The 19,492-nt window shown below is 73.4% G+C and carries 17 protein-coding genes and 2 pseudogenes; 9 read left to right on the top strand and 10 right to left on the bottom strand.

What is annotated here, in order from left to right; all coding sequences use genetic code 11:
• Nucleotides 1–71: 71 nt before the first annotated feature.
• Both ACF088_RS38575 and ACF088_RS38570 read right to left on the bottom strand, forming a co-directional pair.
• Nucleotides 72–155 carry a putative leader peptide gene (locus ACF088_RS38575; protein WP_352300790.1) on the bottom strand — a complete coding sequence of 28 codons (84 nt, stop codon included), beginning with the start codon at nt 153–155 and terminating at the stop codon, nt 72–74.
• Between the two features lie 203 nt (nt 156–358).
• A pseudogene (locus ACF088_RS38570) lies at nt 359–928 on the bottom strand (GNAT family N-acetyltransferase); the annotation flags it as partial.
• Nucleotides 929–1,322: 394 nt separating this feature from the next.
• Here ACF088_RS38570 and ACF088_RS38565 point away from each other — a divergent pair.
• The 3 genes from ACF088_RS38565 to ACF088_RS38555 are packed head-to-tail and all read left to right on the top strand — an operon-like array spanning nt 1,323 to nt 3,964.
• Nucleotides 1,323–2,066: an ATP-binding cassette domain-containing protein gene (locus tag ACF088_RS38565; protein WP_392380640.1), complete on the top strand. Its 744-nt coding sequence runs from the start codon at nt 1,323–1,325 to the stop codon at nt 2,064–2,066.
• A gap of 3 nt (nt 2,067–2,069) precedes the next feature.
• Nucleotides 2,070–3,362 carry a hypothetical protein gene (locus tag ACF088_RS38560; protein ID WP_392380639.1) on the top strand — a complete coding sequence of 431 codons (1,293 nt, stop codon included), beginning with the start codon at nt 2,070–2,072 and terminating at the stop codon, nt 3,360–3,362.
• A complete protein-coding gene (locus ACF088_RS38555) occupies nt 3,359–3,964 on the top strand; it encodes a hypothetical protein (RefSeq protein WP_392380638.1) in 606 nt (201 codons plus the stop codon). The genes ACF088_RS38560 and ACF088_RS38555 overlap by 4 nt, the downstream gene beginning before the upstream one ends.
• A 24-nt stretch (nt 3,965–3,988) precedes the next feature.
• On the opposite strand, the gene ACF088_RS38550 is transcribed toward ACF088_RS38555, so the two are convergent.
• From ACF088_RS38550 to ACF088_RS38535, 4 genes are all read right to left on the bottom strand, one after another.
• The gene (locus ACF088_RS38550) at nt 3,989–4,657 is read right to left on the bottom strand and encodes a class F sortase (RefSeq protein WP_392380637.1); all 669 of its coding nucleotides are present in this window, start codon (nt 4,655–4,657) and stop codon (nt 3,989–3,991) included.
• Nucleotides 4,658–4,899: 242 nt separating this feature from the next.
• Nucleotides 4,900–5,760 (bottom strand): LLM class flavin-dependent oxidoreductase, encoded by an 861-nt coding sequence (locus ACF088_RS38545; protein ID WP_392380636.1) that lies wholly within the window; start codon nt 5,758–5,760, stop codon nt 4,900–4,902.
• A gap of 293 nt (nt 5,761–6,053) precedes the next feature.
• Nucleotides 6,054–7,343, bottom strand: coding sequence for a GAF domain-containing protein (locus tag ACF088_RS38540; RefSeq protein ID WP_392380635.1), 1,290 nt, complete (start codon nt 7,341–7,343; stop codon nt 6,054–6,056).
• Nucleotides 7,344–7,824: 481 nt separating this feature from the next.
• On the bottom strand, nt 7,825–9,468 hold the full coding sequence (locus tag ACF088_RS38535; protein ID WP_392380634.1) for an acyl-CoA dehydrogenase family protein: 1,644 nt from the start codon (nt 9,466–9,468) through the stop codon (nt 7,825–7,827).
• Nucleotides 9,469–9,486: 18 nt separating this feature from the next.
• On the opposite strand from ACF088_RS38535, the gene ACF088_RS38530 reads away from it, so the two are divergent.
• Nucleotides 9,487–10,599: a YihY/virulence factor BrkB family protein gene (locus tag ACF088_RS38530; RefSeq protein WP_392380633.1), complete on the top strand. Its 1,113-nt coding sequence runs from the start codon at nt 9,487–9,489 to the stop codon at nt 10,597–10,599.
• A gap of 12 nt (nt 10,600–10,611) precedes the next feature.
• Here the strand turns inward: ACF088_RS38530 and ACF088_RS38525 are convergent, their stop codons facing one another.
• Complete coding sequence (locus tag ACF088_RS38525) at nt 10,612–11,616, bottom strand: PP2C family protein-serine/threonine phosphatase (RefSeq protein WP_392380675.1); 1,005 nt, start codon at nt 11,614–11,616, stop codon at nt 10,612–10,614.
• A gap of 448 nt (nt 11,617–12,064) precedes the next feature.
• On the opposite strand from ACF088_RS38525, the gene ACF088_RS38520 reads away from it, so the two are divergent.
• The 4 genes and pseudogenes from ACF088_RS38520 to ACF088_RS38505 all read left to right on the top strand — a co-directional run.
• Nucleotides 12,065–13,126: an NAD-dependent epimerase/dehydratase family protein gene (locus ACF088_RS38520; protein WP_392380632.1), complete on the top strand. Its 1,062-nt coding sequence runs from the start codon at nt 12,065–12,067 to the stop codon at nt 13,124–13,126.
• A 119-nt stretch (nt 13,127–13,245) separates the two neighbouring features.
• Entirely contained in the window at nt 13,246–13,965 is a 720-nt protein-coding gene (locus tag ACF088_RS38515) for a glycosyltransferase family 2 protein (RefSeq protein ID WP_392380631.1), read from the top strand.
• Nucleotides 13,962–14,657: a DUF2064 domain-containing protein gene (locus ACF088_RS38510; RefSeq protein WP_392380630.1), complete on the top strand. Its 696-nt coding sequence runs from the start codon at nt 13,962–13,964 to the stop codon at nt 14,655–14,657. The genes ACF088_RS38515 and ACF088_RS38510 overlap by 4 nt, the downstream gene beginning before the upstream one ends.
• Nucleotides 14,654–15,400: pseudogene (locus tag ACF088_RS38505) on the top strand (methyltransferase domain-containing protein); the annotation flags it as partial. The gene ACF088_RS38510 and the pseudogene ACF088_RS38505, both read left to right, overlap by 4 nt.
• Here ACF088_RS38505 and ACF088_RS38500 read toward each other — a convergent pair.
• On the bottom strand, nt 15,334–15,900 hold the full coding sequence (locus ACF088_RS38500) for a hypothetical protein (RefSeq protein WP_392380629.1): 567 nt from the start codon (nt 15,898–15,900) through the stop codon (nt 15,334–15,336). The pseudogene ACF088_RS38505 and the gene ACF088_RS38500 overlap by 67 nt on opposite strands.
• Nucleotides 15,901–15,974: 74 nt before the next feature.
• Entirely contained in the window at nt 15,975–17,288 is a 1,314-nt protein-coding gene (locus ACF088_RS38495) for a molybdopterin-dependent oxidoreductase (protein ID WP_392380628.1), read from the bottom strand.
• A 264-nt stretch (nt 17,289–17,552) separates the two neighbouring features.
• On the opposite strand from ACF088_RS38495, the gene ACF088_RS38490 reads away from it, so the two are divergent.
• Nucleotides 17,553–19,031 carry a hypothetical protein gene (locus ACF088_RS38490; RefSeq protein WP_392380674.1) on the top strand — a complete coding sequence of 493 codons (1,479 nt, stop codon included), beginning with the start codon at nt 17,553–17,555 and terminating at the stop codon, nt 19,029–19,031.
• A 78-nt stretch (nt 19,032–19,109) separates the two neighbouring features.
• Here ACF088_RS38490 and ACF088_RS38485 read toward each other — a convergent pair whose 3' ends face one another.
• Nucleotides 19,110–19,367: a hypothetical protein gene (locus ACF088_RS38485; protein ID WP_366574548.1), complete on the bottom strand. Its 258-nt coding sequence runs from the start codon at nt 19,365–19,367 to the stop codon at nt 19,110–19,112.
• Nucleotides 19,368–19,492: the final 125 nt, after the last annotated feature.

Raw genomic sequence — 19,492 nt, 5'->3', positions numbered from 1 at the left:
CGATGGGGACGGCGTGAAGTGCGGTGGTGCTGGGTGCTGCCCGGGGCCGAAGGCCCCTGGTGAATGCAGCCTCAGCCCGTCCGACAAATGGCGCTGGACATGCGGCCGAGGTCGACGTGCCGCCGACTCACCAAGGCAATTCCAGCTCGAGACATGACGGAAGCGTGTCACGCCGCTCTCCGGCCAGTCCACCGTTATCCAGAATTCGGACACCTCTGTCCCGCATCGCGAGACGGTGTGGTGTCGGTCACTCTCCGGCGGGCGTGCCGCTGGTGGTGGGCCCCGTGGGCTCCGTGTGTCCCGTCGGCCCCGTCGGCCCCGTCGGCCCCGTCGGCCCCGTCGGCCCCGTGGGCCCCGTGGGTCCCGCCCCGGCCCAGGGTCCGGGTGCCGGTACGTCGGGCTCCTCGGTCACCGTGGTGTCGTACAGCCGGAAGCCGCGCCGCTCGTAATTGGTCCTCGCGTGCGGGCCGTCCTGGCTGCACGTGTGCAGCCACACCCGCTTGGTCGGTGCCCGTCCCGGCCACCGCTCGGCCAGGTCCCAGGCCCGCGCGGTGCCGTGGGCGAGCAGGTGTCCGCCGATCCGGCGCCCCCGGAAGGCCGGGGCGAGGCCGAAGTAGACGATCTCCACCGAGCCGTCCGCCTCCGCCGCCAGCTCGATGAACCCGGCGGGGGTGCCGTGCTCGTACGCCACCCAGGTCTCCACTCCGGGACGCCCGAGGTGCGCCACCCACTGTGCGTACGACCATCCCAGCCGGTCGGTCCAGGCGACGTCCCCGCCGACCGCCGTATAGAGGAAGCGGCTGAATTCGGGGGACGGTACCTCCGAGCGGACGATCCGGACGTCCTGCTCGGTCGCCGGCCCCGCGGCGGGGGACAGGTCGGCGCGCGAGGTCTGCTCGAGGTACCACGTGGTGACCGAGATGCTCATGCGGCCAGCACATCACACCGGGGGCGGGGGTCCGGGGCCGGTCCGGGGGTGACAGGGGGCGCCAGAGTGGGGTCGGGCGCGGATCGGGGGCAGGTCGGGGCCGGGCGAGCGGGGCGGACCCTCGTCCCGAATGGTGAGACGTCTGCTCACGGTGTGGGGTGCCGACTGTACTGCCGGAGACTTCGGCACCCGGGCCGGGGCAGGGGTCCGTGCGCGCCCGGGCAAGCCCGTGTACTCCGGCAGGGATCAGGAGTCACCGGGCGACTACCGGGGGCCGGAGGTCGGATTCAGGAGATCCACAAGGAGCCCCGACGCATAATTGCCGAAACGTCGGCCGGGAGCGCGCAAGGTGCTCCCGGCCGGCCCATATGCGGCTCGTGGAAGCAAGGATGGCATGTCTCTGCAATTCACCCGGTGTTCCTTCCGCTACGGCCGGAAGGTACCCGTCCTCGACAGCCTCGATCTCTCCATCGATCACAGGGCAACCGTCCTCCTGGGGCCGAACGGTGCAGGCAAATCCACCCTTTTAGGCATCGCCGCCTCATGGATCTCCCCTACCGGAGGAACCGTGACGTGGAAGGGGATCAACCCCGATCAGCCACCCGCACGAGCTGCCTACCGCAAAGCCGTGGGCTGGCTCCCGCAGAACGTCAAACCGATGCCGGGGCTCACGGTCCGGGAAAACGTCGCCTACATCGGCTGGTTGAAAGGTATGTCCCGCTCCGATGCCTGGGACCGGTCACGCGATGCCCTGGAGCGGGTGAAGCTGGGCAGTTTGGCCGGCCGGAAGAGCCACCAGCTCTCGGGCGGCCAGCTGCGGCGCATGGGCATAGCGGGAACTCTCGTCCACCACAGCGAAATCGTGCTGCTCGACGAGCCGACGGCAGGACTTGATCCCTCGCAGCGCCGGATCTTCCGCGAGCTGGTGACCAACCTGCTGGCCGATGTTCACGTCGTGGTCTCCACCCACCAGACCGAAGACCTCGACACCCTGTACGACCACGTCGTCATCCTCGACAGAGGCCAGGCCCGCTTCGAGGGCGACACCGATACCTTCCTCGCACTCGCCGCCCCCGGCACACCGGAAGGGCGACGCGCCGAAGGGGCCTACACCCAGCTGATCGCCCAGGAGGTGTGACCCATGCTCTGGCGTACTGTCGCGCGCTCCTCCTCCGCCACCTGGCTGGCTCCGCTGCTGGCGGCCTTCGTGGCCGTGCTGCTGTCGGATGACCTCACCGCGTCGGTGACCCTTGGCTATTGGCCCAGCGCCGTGGGAGCCGCCACCTTCGCGCTGCCCTTCGTGGCCCCGGCCTGTGCGGCCGCCGGAGCCTGGGAGGGCTCGCGCTTCACCCGCGGCAACGTGGCCGGCTGGGCGCCGGCCCGCTCGGGGCTCGCCACCGCCCTCCCCCTGTTGGTGCCCGTTATCGTCCTGGGCGCCCTCGGCATGGCGGTGGCCGCCGCGCTGACGATCTCCACGGCGCACCCTCGGGCCGGCCTGCCGCCGGTCGACATGGTCGCCATGGTCGTCGTGTGGCCGGTCGTGCTGGCCGCCCACTCCATGGCGGGCTTCCTGCTCGGCAAGCGCCTTCCGCTGGTGGTGGCGGCTTCCCTGGCCCTGGTGCTCAGCTTCGTCCTGACCGCCTACCCGGCCGCCATGGAACCCGTCTGGCTGCGCCACATGGTCACCGGCGGTATGACCTCCTGCTGCTCCCTCGACCAAGCCCCGGACTGGCAGGCCGCGGCAAGTGCCGTGGTGCTGGCCTGCGGCGTCATCGCGGCCGCTGCCGTGGCACTGACCGCGCCGGCAGCGCGCCTGCGCAGGACCCTGATCGGCGCAGCGCTGGTGGTCGGCCTGGCCGGCAGCGGATGCCTTGCCTATGGTCTGCCCGCCGATCCGGCGATCCCCCGGGCGGCAGAGCAGCTGCAGTGCGCCGGTGACAACCCGAGGGTGTGCCTGTGGCCGGAGCTCTCCGGCCACTCGGGGATGGTCCGCCGCAACGTCGCTGACGCACGGCAGCGGCTACAGCACGCCGGCCTTGCCGTACCGGGCACCCTCACCATGGAAGAGCATCCGGGCAAGGGGGCCGCGTTCATCGGCTCCTGGCCTGAGCCCACACCGTCTGTGGTGCGCGCAGGGGTGGGCTCGACCTTTCTGCCCTCCGGCCCGCCTGCTTGTGCACAGTCGGGCAGCTCCCCTCCCGGCGCCGACGCCTACGGCCCCACTGCGGCATGGCTCTCCCTGACCGCAGGTGCCGCTTCCGAAGACGTGGCCGGCCACTATGGCGCGAAGGACACCGCCATCGCCGCGGGCGTCCGTCACTCGGGCGGTGACGAGCAGTTGGCGTGGTTCCGGCACAACAGCAAGGCCCTGCGGGACTGCACCACTCACCCCGCGCCCGTCCCCGCACACCCGGCCCGGGAGACGGCGCGATGATCTGGTGGCTCAAAGCCAAGAATGTCCCCGCAGTTCTGCCGGCCCTCTTCGCGGTCCACCTCATGGCGGTCCTGGTGCGTCAGGAAGCCATCCCGGTACCCGCCGTGGTCGGCCCCTCCGGCGGGCTTCTGGTCACTGAGATCCTGGGGGTCCTGCCCGTGGTGTTGCTCCTGCACGGGCTCGACCGCGGGGACACCGCCACCGAGGAGGTGGCGGTGCGCCACAGCGGTCGGCGCAACGTGGTGCTGTGCGTGACGTTTGCCCTGCTGGCCCTCGTACCGGCAGCGGGAATCCAGCTCCTGTGGGACCGGCCCGAAGCCCTGTCGCTGGCCCGTAACTGTGTCGGCTTCCTCGGTAGCGCCCTCATCGTCCGCGCCGTGCTCGGAGCGGGTGCCGCCGCGCTCTGCGTTGCCGCGCTGCCCCTCGCGTGTGCCGCAGCCGGACGCCGGCCGGGAGGATCGGCCCAGCCCTGGGCCTGGCCCATACAGGAACCCCTCTCCTACCTGGGCGCCGGCGAAGCCATTTTCCTCTTCGCCCTCGGCTGCGCTCTCGCTGCGTGGAAGAACCGCCCCGTGCTCGATCCCCTCGCCCGCACGACCTGAGGAACGCCTTCGGCGCCTTCGCGCCTAGCCGGACTCCGTCATCCGGGCGAAGACCACCACATTGCCCGCGTAGCCGGACCCCGCCTCGTAGGCGCCGCCGCAGGTCAGGACGCGCAGTTCGGGGCTTCCGGTGGGGCCGTAGACCTTCCGGGCGGGGAACTTCCGCTTGTCGAAGACCTGGATGCCGTAGACCTCGAAGACCGCGGTCCGCCCGTCCTCGCGGGTCACCCGGATCGTCCTGCCCTTCTCCAGGGCGCCCAGCCCGTAGAAGACCGCGGGTCCGCCGCGACCGTCGACATGCCCGACGATGACGGCGGTGCCGTTCTCGCCCGGGGTCGGCGCATGCGCATACCAGCCCGCCAACCGGGGGTCGTCGGCCGGCGGGGCCTCGATCCAGCCGTCCTTGTCCAGGCCCAGCGGCATCAGCGGGGCCGACACCTCGATCGACGGAATCGCCACCCGGGCGGGGGCGGAGCGGGGCAGCGGCGGCGGTGCGGGGCCGCCGGGCGGGAGATCGCCGGGGAAGAGGGCGGTGCCGGTTCCCGGCTGCGGTGGCCCGTCCGCCTCACCGGACAGCCCCTGGCGCACCATGCCGATGCCGACCAGTCCGGCCAGTGCCAGCACGCCCCACCTGGGCCGGCGTGCGGCCGCCGGCTGCCCGGGGGCCGCTTCCGGCGGGTCCGTCGGGCTCATCGCTCACCTCCCGTGGCCGTGCTTCCCGGGGCGCCCCTCCCCGGGGTGCACGGTCCGCTGTCGGCACGCTAGGCGCGCGCCCGGGCAGCGGCGAGCGCAGACGGCCGAACGGGCGGCGGACGCCGGACTGCCGTGCCGCCGTGCCGTCGGCCCGCCCGACCGTCGGCCGCCGACCCGCCGGTCCCGGTTCCCCGCTCCGCCGCCGGTCTCCCCACCCGCTCACGAACCGGCGGTGCCGGCCACTACGGCACGGGGAACACCGCATCGGCCAGCCGCTCGACCTGGTCCGGGTCCGGGGACCAGCAGTAGAGCATCACTTCGTCCGCGCCGATCGCCCGGAACGCGGCCACCGCCTCCCGGAGCTGCGCCCCGGTGGTGAGCAGCCCCTTCACGACATGATCGGTGTAGCTGCTCGGCCGGTAGTACGCGCGCAATTCCTCGCGGGCCCGGTTGAGCGTCGGCTCCGGGCCGAGGGCGACATTGACCTGGGCCAGCAGCCGAGGCCGGCCCGTACGGCCGGCCCGGGACCAGGCCGTCTCCACCGCACGGAACAGGCCGTCCATCTGCGGGGCCGGCAGCGCGGCGCCGAGGAACCCGTCGCCCCAGCGGGCCACGCGCTCCACCACGGCGGGCACAAAGCCGCCGAACAGCACCTCGGGCCCACCGGGCCGCGCCGGAGCCGGACCGATCGGGCCGATGTCCTCGGAGAGCGGCTCACCGGACCAGATGCGGCGCAGGGTGGCCAGCTGCCGGTCGAGCCGCCGGCCGCGGGTGCGCAGGTCGACACCGGCGGCCAGATAGTCGTCGTCGCGTCCGCCGGTACCGATGCCGAGGGTGAAGCGGGAGCCCGACAGCAGATCGAGCGTGGCGGCCTGTTTGGCGAGCAGCGTCGTACGGTGCAGCGGGGCGAGCAGCACCTCGGTCTGCAGCCGGATCCGGGAGGTCGCACCGGCCAGGGTGGCGAGCGTGATCAGTGGCTCGGGGTTGCCGAACACCAGCCGGTCGAGCAGAGCGACGGTGGTGAAGGGGGTGGCTTCGGCGCGCCGGGCCCAGCTCAGCAGCTGTGCGGGATCGCCGATGGGAAGGCCAAGGCCTACGGACATGGAGGGTCCTCCAGAAGGACATACGGGCAGGAGTGAGCACGGACTGTCGTGTCTCGTGTCGCCCACTCATTCGGCACCGCGCGTTCGCTGCGCGAGAGCTGCTCCCGTTCTGCGACGTCCTTCTGGGGAGCTGAGGTCAGAGTGCGGCCACTCTACGAGGGGGAACGCACATCCGCACCGGCTTTTCGCCCCGGCATCCGTCCTGCCGTCCCGGGCACCTGTCGTCCCGGGCACCTGTCGTCCCGGACACCTGTAGTCCCGGACACCTGTAGTCCCGGGGCCCTGCCGTCTCCTCACACCAGGCGCGCCGCCGCCACCGCGGGCGCCGAGGACTGCGGCAGCAGATGGGTGGGCCGCGGCGGCAGCAGGAGCTCCACCTCCACCCCGTCCGCGAAGCGGTACGGCCGGTGTGCCAGCACGCTCGCGAGATGGCGGCGCAGCCGGGACAGCTCGGCCCGCACCGTGACCGTACGGCTGTCGTCGCCGAAGAGGTCCCGGGCGAGTTCGGCGGCGCTGCGTCCCTGCGGATGCGCGGCGAGGACGAACAGCAGCTCGGCATGGCGCGGGGTCAGCTCGTGGGACCAGCTGCCGGCCGGTCCGCTGACGGTGACCGTCGAGCCGTCCCGGCCGCTGAGGTCCAGCACCACCCGGCTCGGCCCGATGTCCCGTTCCAGGCCCCCGACACGGATCAGCCAGCCGCCGGGCAGCGGCTCCAGGGCGCACATGCCGTACCGCGGCAGCCACAGCGGCCCGGTCTCGGGCGCCTTGGGCAGCGCCACCCGGTCCGGCGGCGTCAGGCCCGTCACCCCCACGACCCAGCCGCTCGGATCGACGGCCAGCGCCCGCCCGCCGATCCGCGCCAGCACCGGTGCCGCGCTCGACCGCAGCCGTTCCAGGGACAGATGGTGGCGGCTGCGCAGCTCGCCCTCGGCGAGCCGGGCGACGGCGGACACCAGCGAGAGCGTCGTGGGGTGGAAGGAGGGCGCCGGACCGCTGAGGTCCACCGTGCCCAACAGGCGCCCGTCGCGCGGGTCGTGGAGCGGCGCCGCGGCACATGTCCACTGGTGGTGGCTGCGGACGAAATGCTCCGCGGAGTGCACCAGCACCGGCCGGCGGGCCACCAGCGCCGTGCCGATGGCGTTGGTGCCGACGACGTCCTCCGTCCAGTCGGCGCCCTTGTCGAAGCCCAGCCGGTCGGCCATCCGGCGGACCGGCGCGCTGCCCTCGCGCCACAGCACCCGGCCCTCGGCATCGGTGACGACCATGATCTGCTGTGCGGCGTCGGCGGCCGGTAACAGCCCCTCGTTGAGCATCGGCAGTACCCCGGCCAGCCGCGACATCTGCCGACGCTGCTCCAACTCCGCCACCGTCAGGGGGTTTTGGGGGCGGTCCCGGTCCGGGTCGACGCCGGAGACCTGTACCCGGCGCCAGGATTCACCGATCACCGCGCGCGGCGCGTCGGACGCCCGGCCGGGGGTCGTCTCGCCCGTGAGCACCGCCTCGTGGACCATGGCGAGACGGTGTGCGGTGGCGCGGTTGTCCCGGTCCGACCGGATGGCGCTGTCGATCGCTCTGTCGCTCACGCTGTTCTCCGTACTGCCCGGTCCCTCGGGTCGTGCCTCTCATACGCTCACCGGTCCGTCCTGGAAGCATCCATTGTCCCGGTCCGCCTGAGGGTGCTGCAACGCAATGCAACCGTTGTCGCTCATGGCGTGTTCCGGGGAGGGTGGCCGAAGCGGCCGATGGTGTCTCGCCACCGCGGGTGCGCCGGTCACCCGTCGGGGTACCCGCCGGTGTCGCCGGAGATTCCATCGGCCGCCCTGCGTGACGTCGGCACGGTGCGGGAGGGGGCTCAGTGCCCTGACGCCCCTGGACCGGGAGCGGTGCCGTGTCGGCGCGGCACCGCTCCCTGACGGACGCGGCGGCGGTAACCCCCTGCCCCGTTGCCTTGTGAGGCGATGCCCGGAGGTAACGGGGAGCCGCCGCCGCGTCGAGCCGGTGCCGTGCCGGGCCGGTGCCGTGCCGTGCCGTGTTGGCCGGTGGCGCGTCGGGCCGGTGCCGTGCTCAGTCCTCGGCCACCGGCCGGGCCCGCGCCACCACGGCCGCGAGATCCAGCGTGTGCGGCAGCGTCCCGAACGCCGCGCCCGCGTCGCCGCCGAGCCGGCCGGCGCAGAACGCGTCCGCGACCTCGGGCGGCGCATGGCGCACCAGCAGCGAACCCTGGAGGACCAGCGCCATCCGCTCCGCCAGCCGCCGGGCCCGGGCCTCGATGCCCTCCAGGTCGGCGAGTTCGGTGAGCATCCCGGTGATGGCACGGTCCAGCCGGTGGTCCGCGCCCCGTGCCGCCCCGATCTCGGTCAGGAACGCGTTCAGCGCCTCGGGTTCGCGCCGCAGGGCCCGCAGGACGTCCAGCGCCTGGACGTTGCCGGCGCCCTCCCAGATCGAGTTGAGCGGTGCCTCACGCAGCAGCCGCGGCAGTCCCGACTCCTCCACGTAACCGTTGCCGCCCAGGCACTCCAGCGCCTCGGTCACCATCGGTGTGCAGCGCTTGGTCACCCAGTACTTCGCCACCGGAACCGCCAGCCGCAGAAAGTGCCGTTCCTGCTCGGTGCCGCTGTCGTACGCCGCTGCCAGCCGCAGTGCGAGGGTGGTCGCCGCCTCCGACTCCAGTGCCAGATCGGCCAGCACATTGCGCATCAGCGGCTTGTCGACCAGCCGGTCCCCGAAAGCCTCCCGGTACGTGGCGTGGTGCACCGCCTGCGCCACCGCCTGCCGCATCACCGCCGCCGACGCACTGACACAGTCCAGCCGGGTCGCCGCGACCATCTCGATGAGGGTCGCCATCCCGCGCCCCTCCTCGCCGACCCGGCGAGCCCAGCTCTCCCCGTCGAACTCGATCTCCGCCGAGGCGTTCGAGCGGTTGCCGAGCTTGTCCTTGAGCCGCTGGATGCGGAAGGAGTTACGGCTGCCGTCCGGCAGCACCCGCGGCAGCAGAAAGCAGGTGAGCCCTCCCGGCGCGCGGGCCAGTACCAGGAAGGCGTCCGACATCGGCGCCGAACAGAACCATTTGTGACCGGTCAGCACGTATTCGCCGGGTGCGGCCAGCGGCTCGGCGCGGGTCGTGAGGGCCCGCAGATCGCTGCCGCCCTGCTTCTCGGTCATGGCCATCCCGGCCAGCGCGCCGCCCTTCTCGGCGACCGGGCGCAGCTCGTGCGCGTACACCCGCGAGGTCAGCAGCGGTTCCCACTCGGCCGCCAGCTCGGGTTCGGCGCGCAGCGTGGGCACCGCCGCATGGGTCATCGACAGCGGGCAGCCGTGCCCCGCCTCGGCCTGGGTCCACACCAGGAAGCCGGCGGTGCGGCGGACATGGCCGTCCGGCCGGGACCAGGCGCCGGTCAGGCCGGCCGTGACCGCATGCCCGAGCAACCGGTGCCACGCCGGGTGGAACTCCACCTCGTCGATCCGATGGCCGTAGCGGTCATGGGTGCGCAGGACCGGTGGGTGCGCGTTGGCCTGTTCGCCCCAGCGCCGGGCGTGCGCGGAGCCGGCCGCCTGCCCCAGCGTGCTCAGCTCTTCGCGTACCTCGTCGAGCCGGACGTCGGCGACATACCGGGTGATGCCCTCGGTCAGGGCCGCGTCGGCGGCGAAGACGTCATATCCGACCAGCGGCGGAGGCTGGTTCGTGACCGTGTGAGTGGTGGCTGCCATGCCGGATACGGTAAGGAGGTGCAGCCGGCAAACGAACCAACCGAGCGGCCCGCGGGCCGTCTGACCAAGGCCCGTGCCCTCTACCGCAACGTCTCCAAGCGCCGGCTGGCCTGGCTCCTGCTCAAGGACACCGTCAACTCCTGCATGAAGTACCGGGTCACCGGCCTGGCCGCCGAGGCCGCCTTCTGGAGCCTGCTGTCGCTGCCGCCGCTGATCCTGGGGCTCCTGGGCGCGCTCGGCTATACGAATGCCTGGATCGGGCACGACACCCTCGACAGCGTCCGCCGGCACATCCTCGGCGCCGCCGGCACCGTCCTGTCCGCCAAGGGCGTGAACGAGATCGCCCGGCCGCTGCTCAACGATGTCTTCACCGGCCGCCGCCCGGACGTCATCTCGCTCGGCTTCGCCATCGCGCTGTGGTCCGGGTCCCGGGCGATGAACGTCTTCGTCGACACCATCACCATCATGTACGGGCTCGACGGCCGGCGCGGCATCATCAAGACCCGGCTGCTGGCGTTCGCGCTGTACCTCGCCGCGCTGGTCGTCGGCGCGCTCGCCCTGCCGCTGATGGTCGCCGGACCCGACACCGTCGTGAGCTGGCTGCCGGCCAGCGAGCACATCATCCGGGCGCTGTACTGGCCGGTCGTCCTGCTCGTGTCGGTCGCCTTTCTGACCACGCTCTACCACGCGTCCGTACCGGTCCGCTCGCCCTGGCCGGAGGACATTCCCGGTGCGGTGGTCGCGCTCGGCATCTGGGTGCTCGGCAGCTTCCTGCTGCGGCTCTACCTCAGCTCGACGGTGGAGGGGCCCACCATCTACGGCTCGTTGGCCGCGCCGGTCGCCGTACTGCTGTGGATCGGGGTGTCCGCCTTCGCCGTGCTGGTCGGGGCCGCGATGAACGCCTCACTCGACCGGGTGTGGCCGTCGGTCGCCACGGCCGCGGCCCGCGAGGAGGCCGCCCGGCGGGCGGCCGCCAAGGCGGAGGCGGCGGGAGCGGGAGCCGGTGAGGCGGGCGCGGGCGACGGCGGTGACAACGGCGACAGTGGCGACGGCGGTGGTCCGGGCGAGGGCCGCCGCGGCGAGGGCCGTGATGGCGATCCGCGCGACCCCCGCGGCCCCCGTGACGACTGACCTGACGCCGGTTCAGCAGACCCCGCGGTAGCGGACCAGCAGCATCGCCGCATCGTCGTGCAGCGGCCCCTCGGCATGCTCGACCAGATCCTCGCGCACGGCGCGCAGCGCGGTCTCCGGGTCGGGGTCCTTGAGGAGCGCGGCGCGCTCGTCGAGCGGGTAGAAGCGGCCCACCGCGTCGCGGGCCTCGGTGACGCCGTCGGTGTAGAAGAGCAGTTGGTCGCCGGGGGTGAACGGCACCTCGTAGGGGAGGGGCGCCACCGAGCCGTGCAGGCTGAGGCCGAGCGGGAGGGCGCGGTCGGGCGGCGCGGCGAAGGCCACCGAGCCGGTGGGGCGGACGACCAGCGGCGCGGGGTGGCCGAAGTTCAGCAGGGTGGCCTGCGGACCGTCACCGATCTCGGCGAGCACCGCCGTCACGAACCGTTCGCCGGACAGCTGGCGGTTCAGCGCCCGCTCGACCCGCTCGCCGACGGCCGGCAGGTCCGGTTCGTCGTGTGCCGCCTCCCGGAAGGCGCCCAGCACCACCGCCGCGCTCTCCACGGCCTCCAGCCCCTTGCCCTGCACATCGCCGACGATGACCCGCACCCCGGCGGGCGAGGTCACCACCTCGTACAGATCGCCGCCTATCCGGGCCTCGGCCACCGCCGAGGTGTACGAGACCGCGATCCGCAGCGGGCCCGCGCTGCGCGGCACCGGGCGCAGCAGTACCCGCTGGGCGACCTCGGCGATGGAGCGGACGCTGGCCAGCTCCGCCTCGCGCCGCTGCCGCATCACCGCGGCGACCACCCCGGCCGCGGTCACCCCGGCCACCGACAGCAGCGCGGTCAGCCCGCGCCGGCTCTCGAACAGACCGTTGTAGACCCCCAGGCCGAGGCAGAGCACGAACGCCGTCAGCCCGACCACGGCGGTCCGCCGCCAGCCGCCGACCAGTCCGGCGAACGCCGGTCCCAGCGATACCAGCGGCAGAAACCCGACCCCCGGGCCCGCGGTGAGGTCGACCGTGGTGACCACGGCCATCACCGCATACGGAAGCGCGGGCAGCACACGGGAGCCGGTGCGCTGCTCCCCGTTGTCCACGGCCAAGGTGTTCTCCGACGGTGTTCAGGTGAAGTGAGCGGGCAGGTCAGGCAAGGCCAGCCAAGGTCAGGCAAGGTCAGGCAAGGTCAGGCAAGGTCAGGCAAGGTCAGGCAAGGTCAGGCAAGGGGGCCTTCGGCCGTCGGAGTGTCCGAAAGCAGCCCCTCGGCCCCGACCTGAGCATAGGCAACATATGCCGTACCGAAATACCTCGAATGCGCCCTGTTACCGAATTGCAGTGGCCCGGACGGCGGAGAGGCGGCCGGACCGGACGGGCCGCGGATCGGGGCCGCGGATCGGGGCCGCGGATCGGGGCGGCGGATCTTACGGACCCATGACACGGCGGCTCATGCACGGGCCGGAACGCCCCGGCCCGCTTAGCGTGACCAGCATGCGTGTACTGGTCACCGGCGGCGCCGGTTTCATCGGATCGCAGGTCGTCGAGGCGCTCATGGCGCGCGGGCACGAGCCTGTCGTGCTCGATGCGCTGTTGCCCTCGGCGCATCCCGAGCCCCCGCCGCCGCGCCCGGGGGAGCGGCGCATCGTCGCCGACGTACGGGACCGGGCGGCGGTCGACGAGGCCCTGCGGGGCGTGCGGGCGGTCTGCCACCAGGCGGCGATGGTGGGCCTCGGCAAGGACTTCGCGGATGCGCCCGACTACGTCGGCTGCAACGACCTGGGCACCGCGGTGCTGCTGGCCGCGATGGCCGGGGCCGGGGTGCGCGAGCTGGTGCTCGCCGGATCGATGGTGGTCTACGGGGAGGGCCGCTACACCTGTCCCGTCCATGGGGTGGTGCGGCCCGGCCCGCGGGCGGTGGCCGAGCTGGACGCGGGACAATTCGAGCCACGCTGCCCGCACTGCGGCGCCGCACTGCGGCCGGGACTGGTCGGCGAGGACGCGCCCACCGATCCGCGCAACGTCTATGCGGCCACCAAGCTCGCCCAGGAACATCTGGCCGCCTCCTGGGCCCGCGCCACCGGCGGCCGGGCGGTCGCCCTGCGGTACCACAACGTCTACGGGCCCGGGATGCCGCGGGACACCCCGTACGCGGGGGTGGCCTCCTTCTTCCGCTCGGCGCTGGCGCGCGGCCAGGCGCCGACCGTCTACGAAGACGGCGGCCAGCGGCGTGACTTCGTCCATGTGCGGGATGTCGCCACGGCCAACGCGGTCGCCCTGGACGCCCTGCCGGACCGGGTGCCGGGCACCCTGACCGCGTACAACACCGGCAGCGGAGCGCCGCACACCGTCGGCGAGATGGCGCGGGCCCTGGCCGAGGCGTGCGGCGGACCGGCGCCCGTGGTGACGGGGGAGTACCGGCTCGGCGACGTACGGCACATCACCGCCTCCTCGCAGCGGATCGCCGACGACCTCGGCTGGCGGGCGGCGACCGGATTCACGGAGGGCATGCGGGAGTTCGCCCGGGAGGGGATGAGGGCGGCGCCGACGGGGTGACCACCACGACGCCACCCCGCCCCCGCCGCCCCGCCTTCCCGCCGCCCCTCCGGCACCCGCGTGGCAACAGGAACCTGAACACCCACCCCCTCGTCCGCTTCTGATGCATAGGTGAAGGCGTGACCCACTCCCCTCCTCCCACCCCCCGGACCGCCTCGGTGGACGTCGTCCTGCCCTGCCTCGACGAGGCCGCCGCGCTGCCCTGGGTGCTGGCACGGATCCCGGCCGGCTGGCGGGCGATCGTCGTGGACAACGGCTCCACCGACGGCTCCGGCGACATCGCCCGCAGTCTGGGCGCCACCGTGGTGCACGAACCGCGCCGCGGGTTCGGCGCCGCCTGTCATACCGGACTGCTGGCCGCCGACGCCGACATCGTCTGCTTCTGCGACTGCGACGCCTCCCTCGACCCCGCGCTGCTCACCCCGTTCGTCCGCGCCGTCCACGACGGCGAGAGCGATCTGGTGCTGGGCCGCCGCCGTCCCCAGGGACGCGGTGCCTGGCCGCCGCACGCCCGGCTCGGCAATCTCGCCCTCGCCCATATGCTGCGCCGCCGTACCGGACTGCGGCTGCACGACCTCGGCCCGCTGCGCGCCGCCCGGCGCACCGAACTGCTCGGCCTCGGCCTCACCGACCGCCGCAGCGGCTACCCCCTGCAGATGGTCGTCCGGGCCGCCGACGCGGGCTGGCGGGTCGACGAGCGCGAGGTGCCCTACCGGCCGCGCACCGGCCGCTCCAAGGTCACCGGCACCTGGCGCGGCACCTGGCACGCGGTGCGCGATATGCGGACCGTGCTGCACCAGCCCCCGCTCCCGCCCCGCACCGAGGAGGCCGCCCGATGACCGCACCCGCAGGCCGTCCGGAGCGTCCGGAGCGTCCGGAGCTTCCGGAGCCGCCCGGGCCGACGACGCTCCTGGTCATCGCCAAGGAACCGGTGCCCGGCCGGGTCAAGACCCGCCTCACCCCGCCCTTCACCCCCGACGAGGCAGCCCAGTTGGCCGAGGCCGCGCTGTACGACACCCTCCAGGCCGTACGTGCCATACCTGCCCGGCGGCGGGTGGTCGTCCTCGACGGCCGCCCGGGGAGCTGGCTGCCGGACGGGTTCGACGTCCGGCAGCAGGGGGCCGGCGGCCTCGACGAACGGCTTGCCGCGGCCTTCGCCGGCAGCACCGGCCCGACCCTGCTCATCGGCATGGACACCCCGCAGGTCACCCCTCAACTCCTCGCACCTGCACTGGACGTCGGTGCCTGGGACGACTGCGACGCCTGGTTCGGCGCGGCCGAGGACGGCGGATTCTGGGCGCTCGGCCTGGCCGTCCCCGACCCCCGGCTGCTGCGCGGCGTCCCCATGTCCACCCGCCGCACCGGCGCCGCCCAGCGCGCACGGCTGACCGCCGCCGGGCTCCGGGTGCGGGACCTGCCGCCCTTGCGGGACGTCGACACCGCCGACGATGCGGAGCGGGTCGCGGCCGCGGCCCCCACCGGACGGTTCGCCGCCACCCTCGCCCGCTTGACCCCGGTCACCGGCCGATGAGCACCGCCATGCCGCCCACGGCACAAACCGACCGGCGCGACACCGTCACCTGGGGCGCCGACCCGTACGCGGATGCGCTGCGCCGCGGCCGTGGCCCGCTCTTCCTGCGGCGCAGCGACGGCTGGCTGCTGCCGCTGGAGGTCGAGCGCTGGTGCGCCGGCGCGGACGCCGCCGACCTTTCGGCGCTGCGCCGCTGCGAGGGCACCGTCCTCGACATCGGCTGCGGCCCCGGCCGGCTGGTCGCCGCGCTCGCCGCCCAGGGCCGGCGGACGCTCGGTATCGACGTCAGCACGGCCGCGGTCGCCCGCACCGCGGCGGCCGGCGGCACCGCACTGCACCGCTCCGTCTTCGACTCCCTTCCGGAGGAGGGGAGTTGGGGTACCGCCCTACTCCTCGACGGCAACATCGGCATCGGTGGCGACCCGTACGCCCTGCTCGCCCGCACCGCGGAACTGGTCGGCCGGCACGGTCTGCTGATCGTGGAGACCACCGCGGCGGACCTCGACGAACAGGTCCAGGTCCGGGTGGAACCGGGAGATCACCTCTGCCCCGGTGCCCGGCCCGCGCCGGGAGAGCCGTTCCCCTGGGCCCGGGTCGGCGCCCCCGCGCTGCTGCGCTACGCGGACGCCGCCGGGTGGACCCCCGTCGAGCAGTGGACCGTCACGGACCGGACCGGTCAGACACCGGACGCCGAACGCTGCTTCGTCTCGCTGCGCCGCCGGGGTGCCCCGCGCAGCCGCCGCTGAACCGTACGGACCGGCAGCCACAGGGCGGACAGCGCGCACAGCCCGGCGGTGACCAGCAGCCAGCGGGTCAGGAACACACCGCCGGGCAGCCGCGTCGTGGCCTCGTAGTGCGCCGCCGAGCCGCCGCCCGCCGAGCCGACGATCAGCGGGAACCACACCAGCAGCAGCAATCCGGACAACGCTGCGGGCACCCGGACATACGCGGTCCGGGTATGGTGCGCCCCGCTCCCCGCCGTCCAGCGGACCACCGCGCGGTCGGCGAGCGCATACAACGGCAGCAGTACCAGATCGTGCAGCAGTGCCGCCCCGGCGAACCAGGCGAGCACCAGCGGCCACTGCCCGCCGGCCAGCAGCCGCACCCCCGCGTAGCCGGTGAGGGCGAACGAGGCGAGCATCAGCAGCAGATGCAGCGGCCCCTCGCCGTAGCGGCGGGGGAGACGCAGCGCCCCGAGCGCCCGCACCACCCGTTCCCGCACGGCCGGTCGCCTGGTCCGCACCACCCTTTCCCGCACGGCCCGTTGCCGGGTCCGCACGGCCCGCCCCCGCACAGCCGGTTGCCTTCTGCGCACCGTCACCACTCCCCGAACGTCAGCCGCGCAACCCACTTGGTCTGGAGCACCCCGGGAGCCGCCGGGACGATGATCCGCGCCGGATAGCCGTGGTCGGCGGACAGCTCGGCGCCGCCCACCCGCAGCGCGAGCAACGACCGCGGATCGCGCACCTGGTTGTCGCGCAGTGCCGCCCGGCGGAACGCGCCGTGCAGTTGGAGGGACTCCACCAGCACACCGGGGGGCCGTTCACCGAGCCCCACCAGCGCGGCGAGGTCCCGCAGCCGCACCCCGCTCCACTGCTGATCGCCCGTCGACCAGCCCTCGACACAGGCGATCGGCAGCGCCGCCGTGTGCTGGGGCAGCGCCAGCAGCTCGGCGCGGCCGAGCCGCACCCGCCGTCCGCCACCCTCGACCGTCAACCGCCAGTCGTCTCCCGTCTCCCGGGCTCTGATGCCGACGGCCGCGGCGGTCTTGTTGATCTGGAAGCCGTTCGGGCCGCTGCCGGGATCCCGGCCACCGTGCGGCGCCAGCAGGGCCGTTTGCCGCCACCATCCGCCGACGTTCTGCCCGGCGGTCGTCGTGAACAGCAGCAGCGAACCGGCGCCGACCAGGCCCAGCGCTCCCCGCCGGGTCAGCGTCGGCCGATCCGGCCGGGCCGCCACCAGCCCGGTGTCATCGGCCGCCGCATCCGGGTCGGTGCGCTCGCGCAACGCCCGTACGGTCCGCGGCAGTCGCAGCACCACATGGACGGCGAACGCGCCCATGAACACCCATGCGCCGTAGAAGTGCAGCGGATAGAACGACCCGGGGAAGACGTACTCCAACTGGATGTTGAGGATGCCGGTGATGAACTCGAAGAGCGCCCCGCCGACCAGCAACAGCAGGGAGAGCCGCTCCAGCGCATGGCCGGGGGACCGGGCCGGCGGCAGGGTGAAGAGCTTGGGGATCACCGACCACAACTTCGCCAGCAGGACGGGCACCAGCGCGATCCCGACCGTGACGTGCAGGCCCTGGGTGAGCCGGTAGAGCCAGGACGGGCCGGTCGGCCAGCTGAAGAGGTAGAAGCCCAGCAGGCCCTTGCCGGGCGTCTTGTCGTTGACACCGCCGCCCAGCTCCGGGTTGTACGCGGCGTACGACAGCAGACCGGTCACGAACACCAGCGTGATCCCGGCCAGCAGGACGACGCCGAGCAGCGCGGTCAACCGCGGACCACGCAGCGGACTGCGCCAGACGAACGGCGATGCCGGGGAGGGAAGGGAAGGAGGGGGAGGAGGGGGAGGAGGGAAAGATTCCGGGGAAGGGGGCGAGGGAGGGGGCGGGGGAGGGGCACTCATGGTGTGTGTGTCCTTGGCGATTGGCGCGGCGAGGGTCCGCCGCCTGGCCTGTCCGGTGCTCGGGGCCGGAGGGGCGTGGCTTCGACGGTATGCCGCGATGGGTGCGCCGACCGGGCCGTGACGCATGACGAAACTCTGACGTCGCGGGGCAGGAGCACCCTCCGCCGACCGGGCCCCGGGGAAATCTGACGGAACGATGACGCCGTCGCCGCCGCCCGGCCGTTGCCGCCGAACGGCGCCTAGCGTTCCGCTGTGACCTCCCGTGTGACCTCCCGTCCGACCCCCCGCCCGGCCCCTCGTCCGGCCTCCCGCCCGTCCCCTCGCCCGGCCCCCGAAGAACGTGCCGGGGAAGGCCCAGCAGAACGCGCCGCGCACCGCCGCGACCTGGTGGCCGCCGCGGGCGCCGCCCTGCTTGTCACGGTGGCTGCGCTGGTCGGCACCGCCATCGAGCGCGCCAACGGCAGCCTGCACGTCAACTGGCCCCCGCTGTACGCCTCGTGGTCCCCGCACCTGGGCCCCGGCACCCCCGCCGCGCTCGCGCTCGCCGTCGTGGTGATCGTCCACGGGCCGTCCCTGGCGGCCCGGTTGCCCTGGCGCCGCCTCGTCCTGTCGGGCTGGGCCGTGGCCCTGGCCTGGACGGGGGCGCTGGCGCTGATAGACGGCTGGCGCACCGGTATCGCCGGCCGGCTCACCACCGCGTACGAATACCTGACCGTCATCCGCCGCTTCGACGATCCGGGGCCGGCACTGCGCGACTTCACCCACCACATCCTCAACAACGCGCCGGACCACTGGCCCGCCCATGTCGCCGGGCATCCACCGGCCGCCGTCCTCACCTTCGTCGGCCTGGACCGCATCGGTCTGGGCGGTGGCGGCTGGGCCGGTATCTGGTGCATCACGGTCGGCACCTCCGCCGTGGCCGCGGTCCTCATCGCGCTGCGCGCCCTCACCGACGAGCGGACCGCCCGCCGGGCCGCGCCGTTCCTCGTACTGACCCCGGCCGCCGTCTGGGTGGGCACCTCGGCGGACGGCTACTTCGCGGCCGTCGCCGCCTGGTCCCTGGCACTCCTCGCCCTCGCCGCCACCCACCGCACCCGCCCCCGGCTACCGCTGGGACGTGCCCCCATCCCGGCCGCCGCCGCCCTGGCCTCCGGTCTCCTCCTCGGCCTGACCTGCTATCTCTCCTACGGCCTCACCCTGATCACGCTGATCGCCGCGGCCGTTCTGCTGCTCACCCGCACCGCCCGCCCGCTGCCTTTCCTGGCGGCCGGGGCGCTGGCCGTCGCGGCCGTGTTCACCCTCGCCGGATTTAGCTGGTGGGAGGGCTACCGGCTACTGGTCGAGCGCTACTACCAGGGCGCCGCCGCGGTCCGCCCGTACGCCTACTGGGTAGGGGGCAATCTCGCCTGCACCGTCTTGATCATCGGCCCGGCGACCGTGGCAGGTCTGCGCCGCACCCTCACGGCGGCCCCCACCGCGCTGCGGGGCCTCGGCCCGTCCGCCGGACCGCCGCGTGCCCCTACCGGCCGGCTGGCCGTCCTCGTGGCGGCCGTACTGCTCGCCGTGCTGATCGCCGACCTGTCAGGGATGAGCAAGGCGGAGACCGAACGCATCTGGCTGCCGTTCGCCGTCTGGCTGCCGGCGGCCTGCGCGCTGCTGCCCACGGCCCGGCACCGCCCCTGGCTGACCGCCCAGGCGGCACTGGCACTTCTCATCAACCATCTTTTGTACACCGGGTGGTGACGGTGCATCAGGAGAGATCGGGAGGTCAGGAGAGTTCAGAGCTCAGGAGAGTTCAGGAGCTCAGGAGAGTTCAGGAGATCAGGCGAGGTAGGGGCGGGTCGAGTTGACCCGGCCGGGGCGCAGGATGCGGATCGGGCCGAGATTGCACGACGGGCAGTCGGTCAGGGTCAGCGGGGAGCGGACCCGGGCGCCCCGGGCGAAGTAGTCGGCGCGCCGGTGGCCGGCCAGATCCGTGGTGTGCCGGATCTCGTACTCCTCCTCCCAGCCGTGTCCACAGTGCAGACAGACGAATGCATAGGCCTCGTGAACCGTCTCGGTGTCCCGTTCCATGGTCATCACGCCCTCTCGGGCCCGTCGCGCTCGCGCCGGGCCGGATGTCTGCCGCACTTCCCATTATTGCGCTCTGCAACGGGGTTCGCGGGGGCAGGTTTCCGGGTCCCCGATGACCTTTTGCAGGGCCC

The organism is Streptomyces sp. NPDC015125 (genome assembly GCF_043080045.1).
Taxonomy (GTDB): domain Bacteria; phylum Actinomycetota; class Actinomycetes; order Streptomycetales; family Streptomycetaceae; genus Streptomyces.
The sequence above is the reverse complement of the archived record's forward strand: the minus strand, read 5'-3'. Positions and strand labels throughout refer to the sequence as shown.

Bases quoted from the DNA above. Each gene is read 5' to 3' on its own strand.
- ACF088_RS38575 (WP_352300790.1), bottom strand. From the start codon at position 155: ATGTCTCGAGCTGGAATTGCCTTGGTGAGTCGGCGGCACGTCGACCTC.
- ACF088_RS38525 (WP_392380675.1), bottom strand. From the start codon at position 11,616: ATGGCCGTGGTCACCACGGTCGACCTCACCGCGGGCCCGGGGGTCGGG.
- ACF088_RS38495 (WP_392380628.1), bottom strand. From the start codon at position 17,288: ATGAGTGCCCCTCCCCCGCCCCCTCCCTCGCCCCCTTCCCCGGAATCT.
- ACF088_RS38535 (WP_392380634.1), bottom strand. From the start codon at position 9,468: ATGGCAGCCACCACTCACACGGTCACGAACCAGCCTCCGCCGCTGGTC.
- ACF088_RS38550 (WP_392380637.1), bottom strand. From the start codon at position 4,657: ATGAGCCCGACGGACCCGCCGGAAGCGGCCCCCGGGCAGCCGGCGGCC.
- ACF088_RS38520 (WP_392380632.1), top strand. From the start codon at position 12,065: ATGCGTGTACTGGTCACCGGCGGCGCCGGTTTCATCGGATCGCAGGTC.
- ACF088_RS38565 (WP_392380640.1), top strand. From the start codon at position 1,323: ATGTCTCTGCAATTCACCCGGTGTTCCTTCCGCTACGGCCGGAAGGTA.
- ACF088_RS38555 (WP_392380638.1), top strand. From the start codon at position 3,359: ATGATCTGGTGGCTCAAAGCCAAGAATGTCCCCGCAGTTCTGCCGGCC.
- ACF088_RS38510 (WP_392380630.1), top strand. From the start codon at position 13,962: ATGACCGCACCCGCAGGCCGTCCGGAGCGTCCGGAGCGTCCGGAGCTT.
- ACF088_RS38485 (WP_366574548.1), bottom strand. From the start codon at position 19,367: ATGACCATGGAACGGGACACCGAGACGGTTCACGAGGCCTATGCATTC.
- ACF088_RS38560 (WP_392380639.1), top strand. From the start codon at position 2,070: ATGCTCTGGCGTACTGTCGCGCGCTCCTCCTCCGCCACCTGGCTGGCT.
- ACF088_RS38545 (WP_392380636.1), bottom strand. From the start codon at position 5,760: ATGTCCGTAGGCCTTGGCCTTCCCATCGGCGATCCCGCACAGCTGCTG.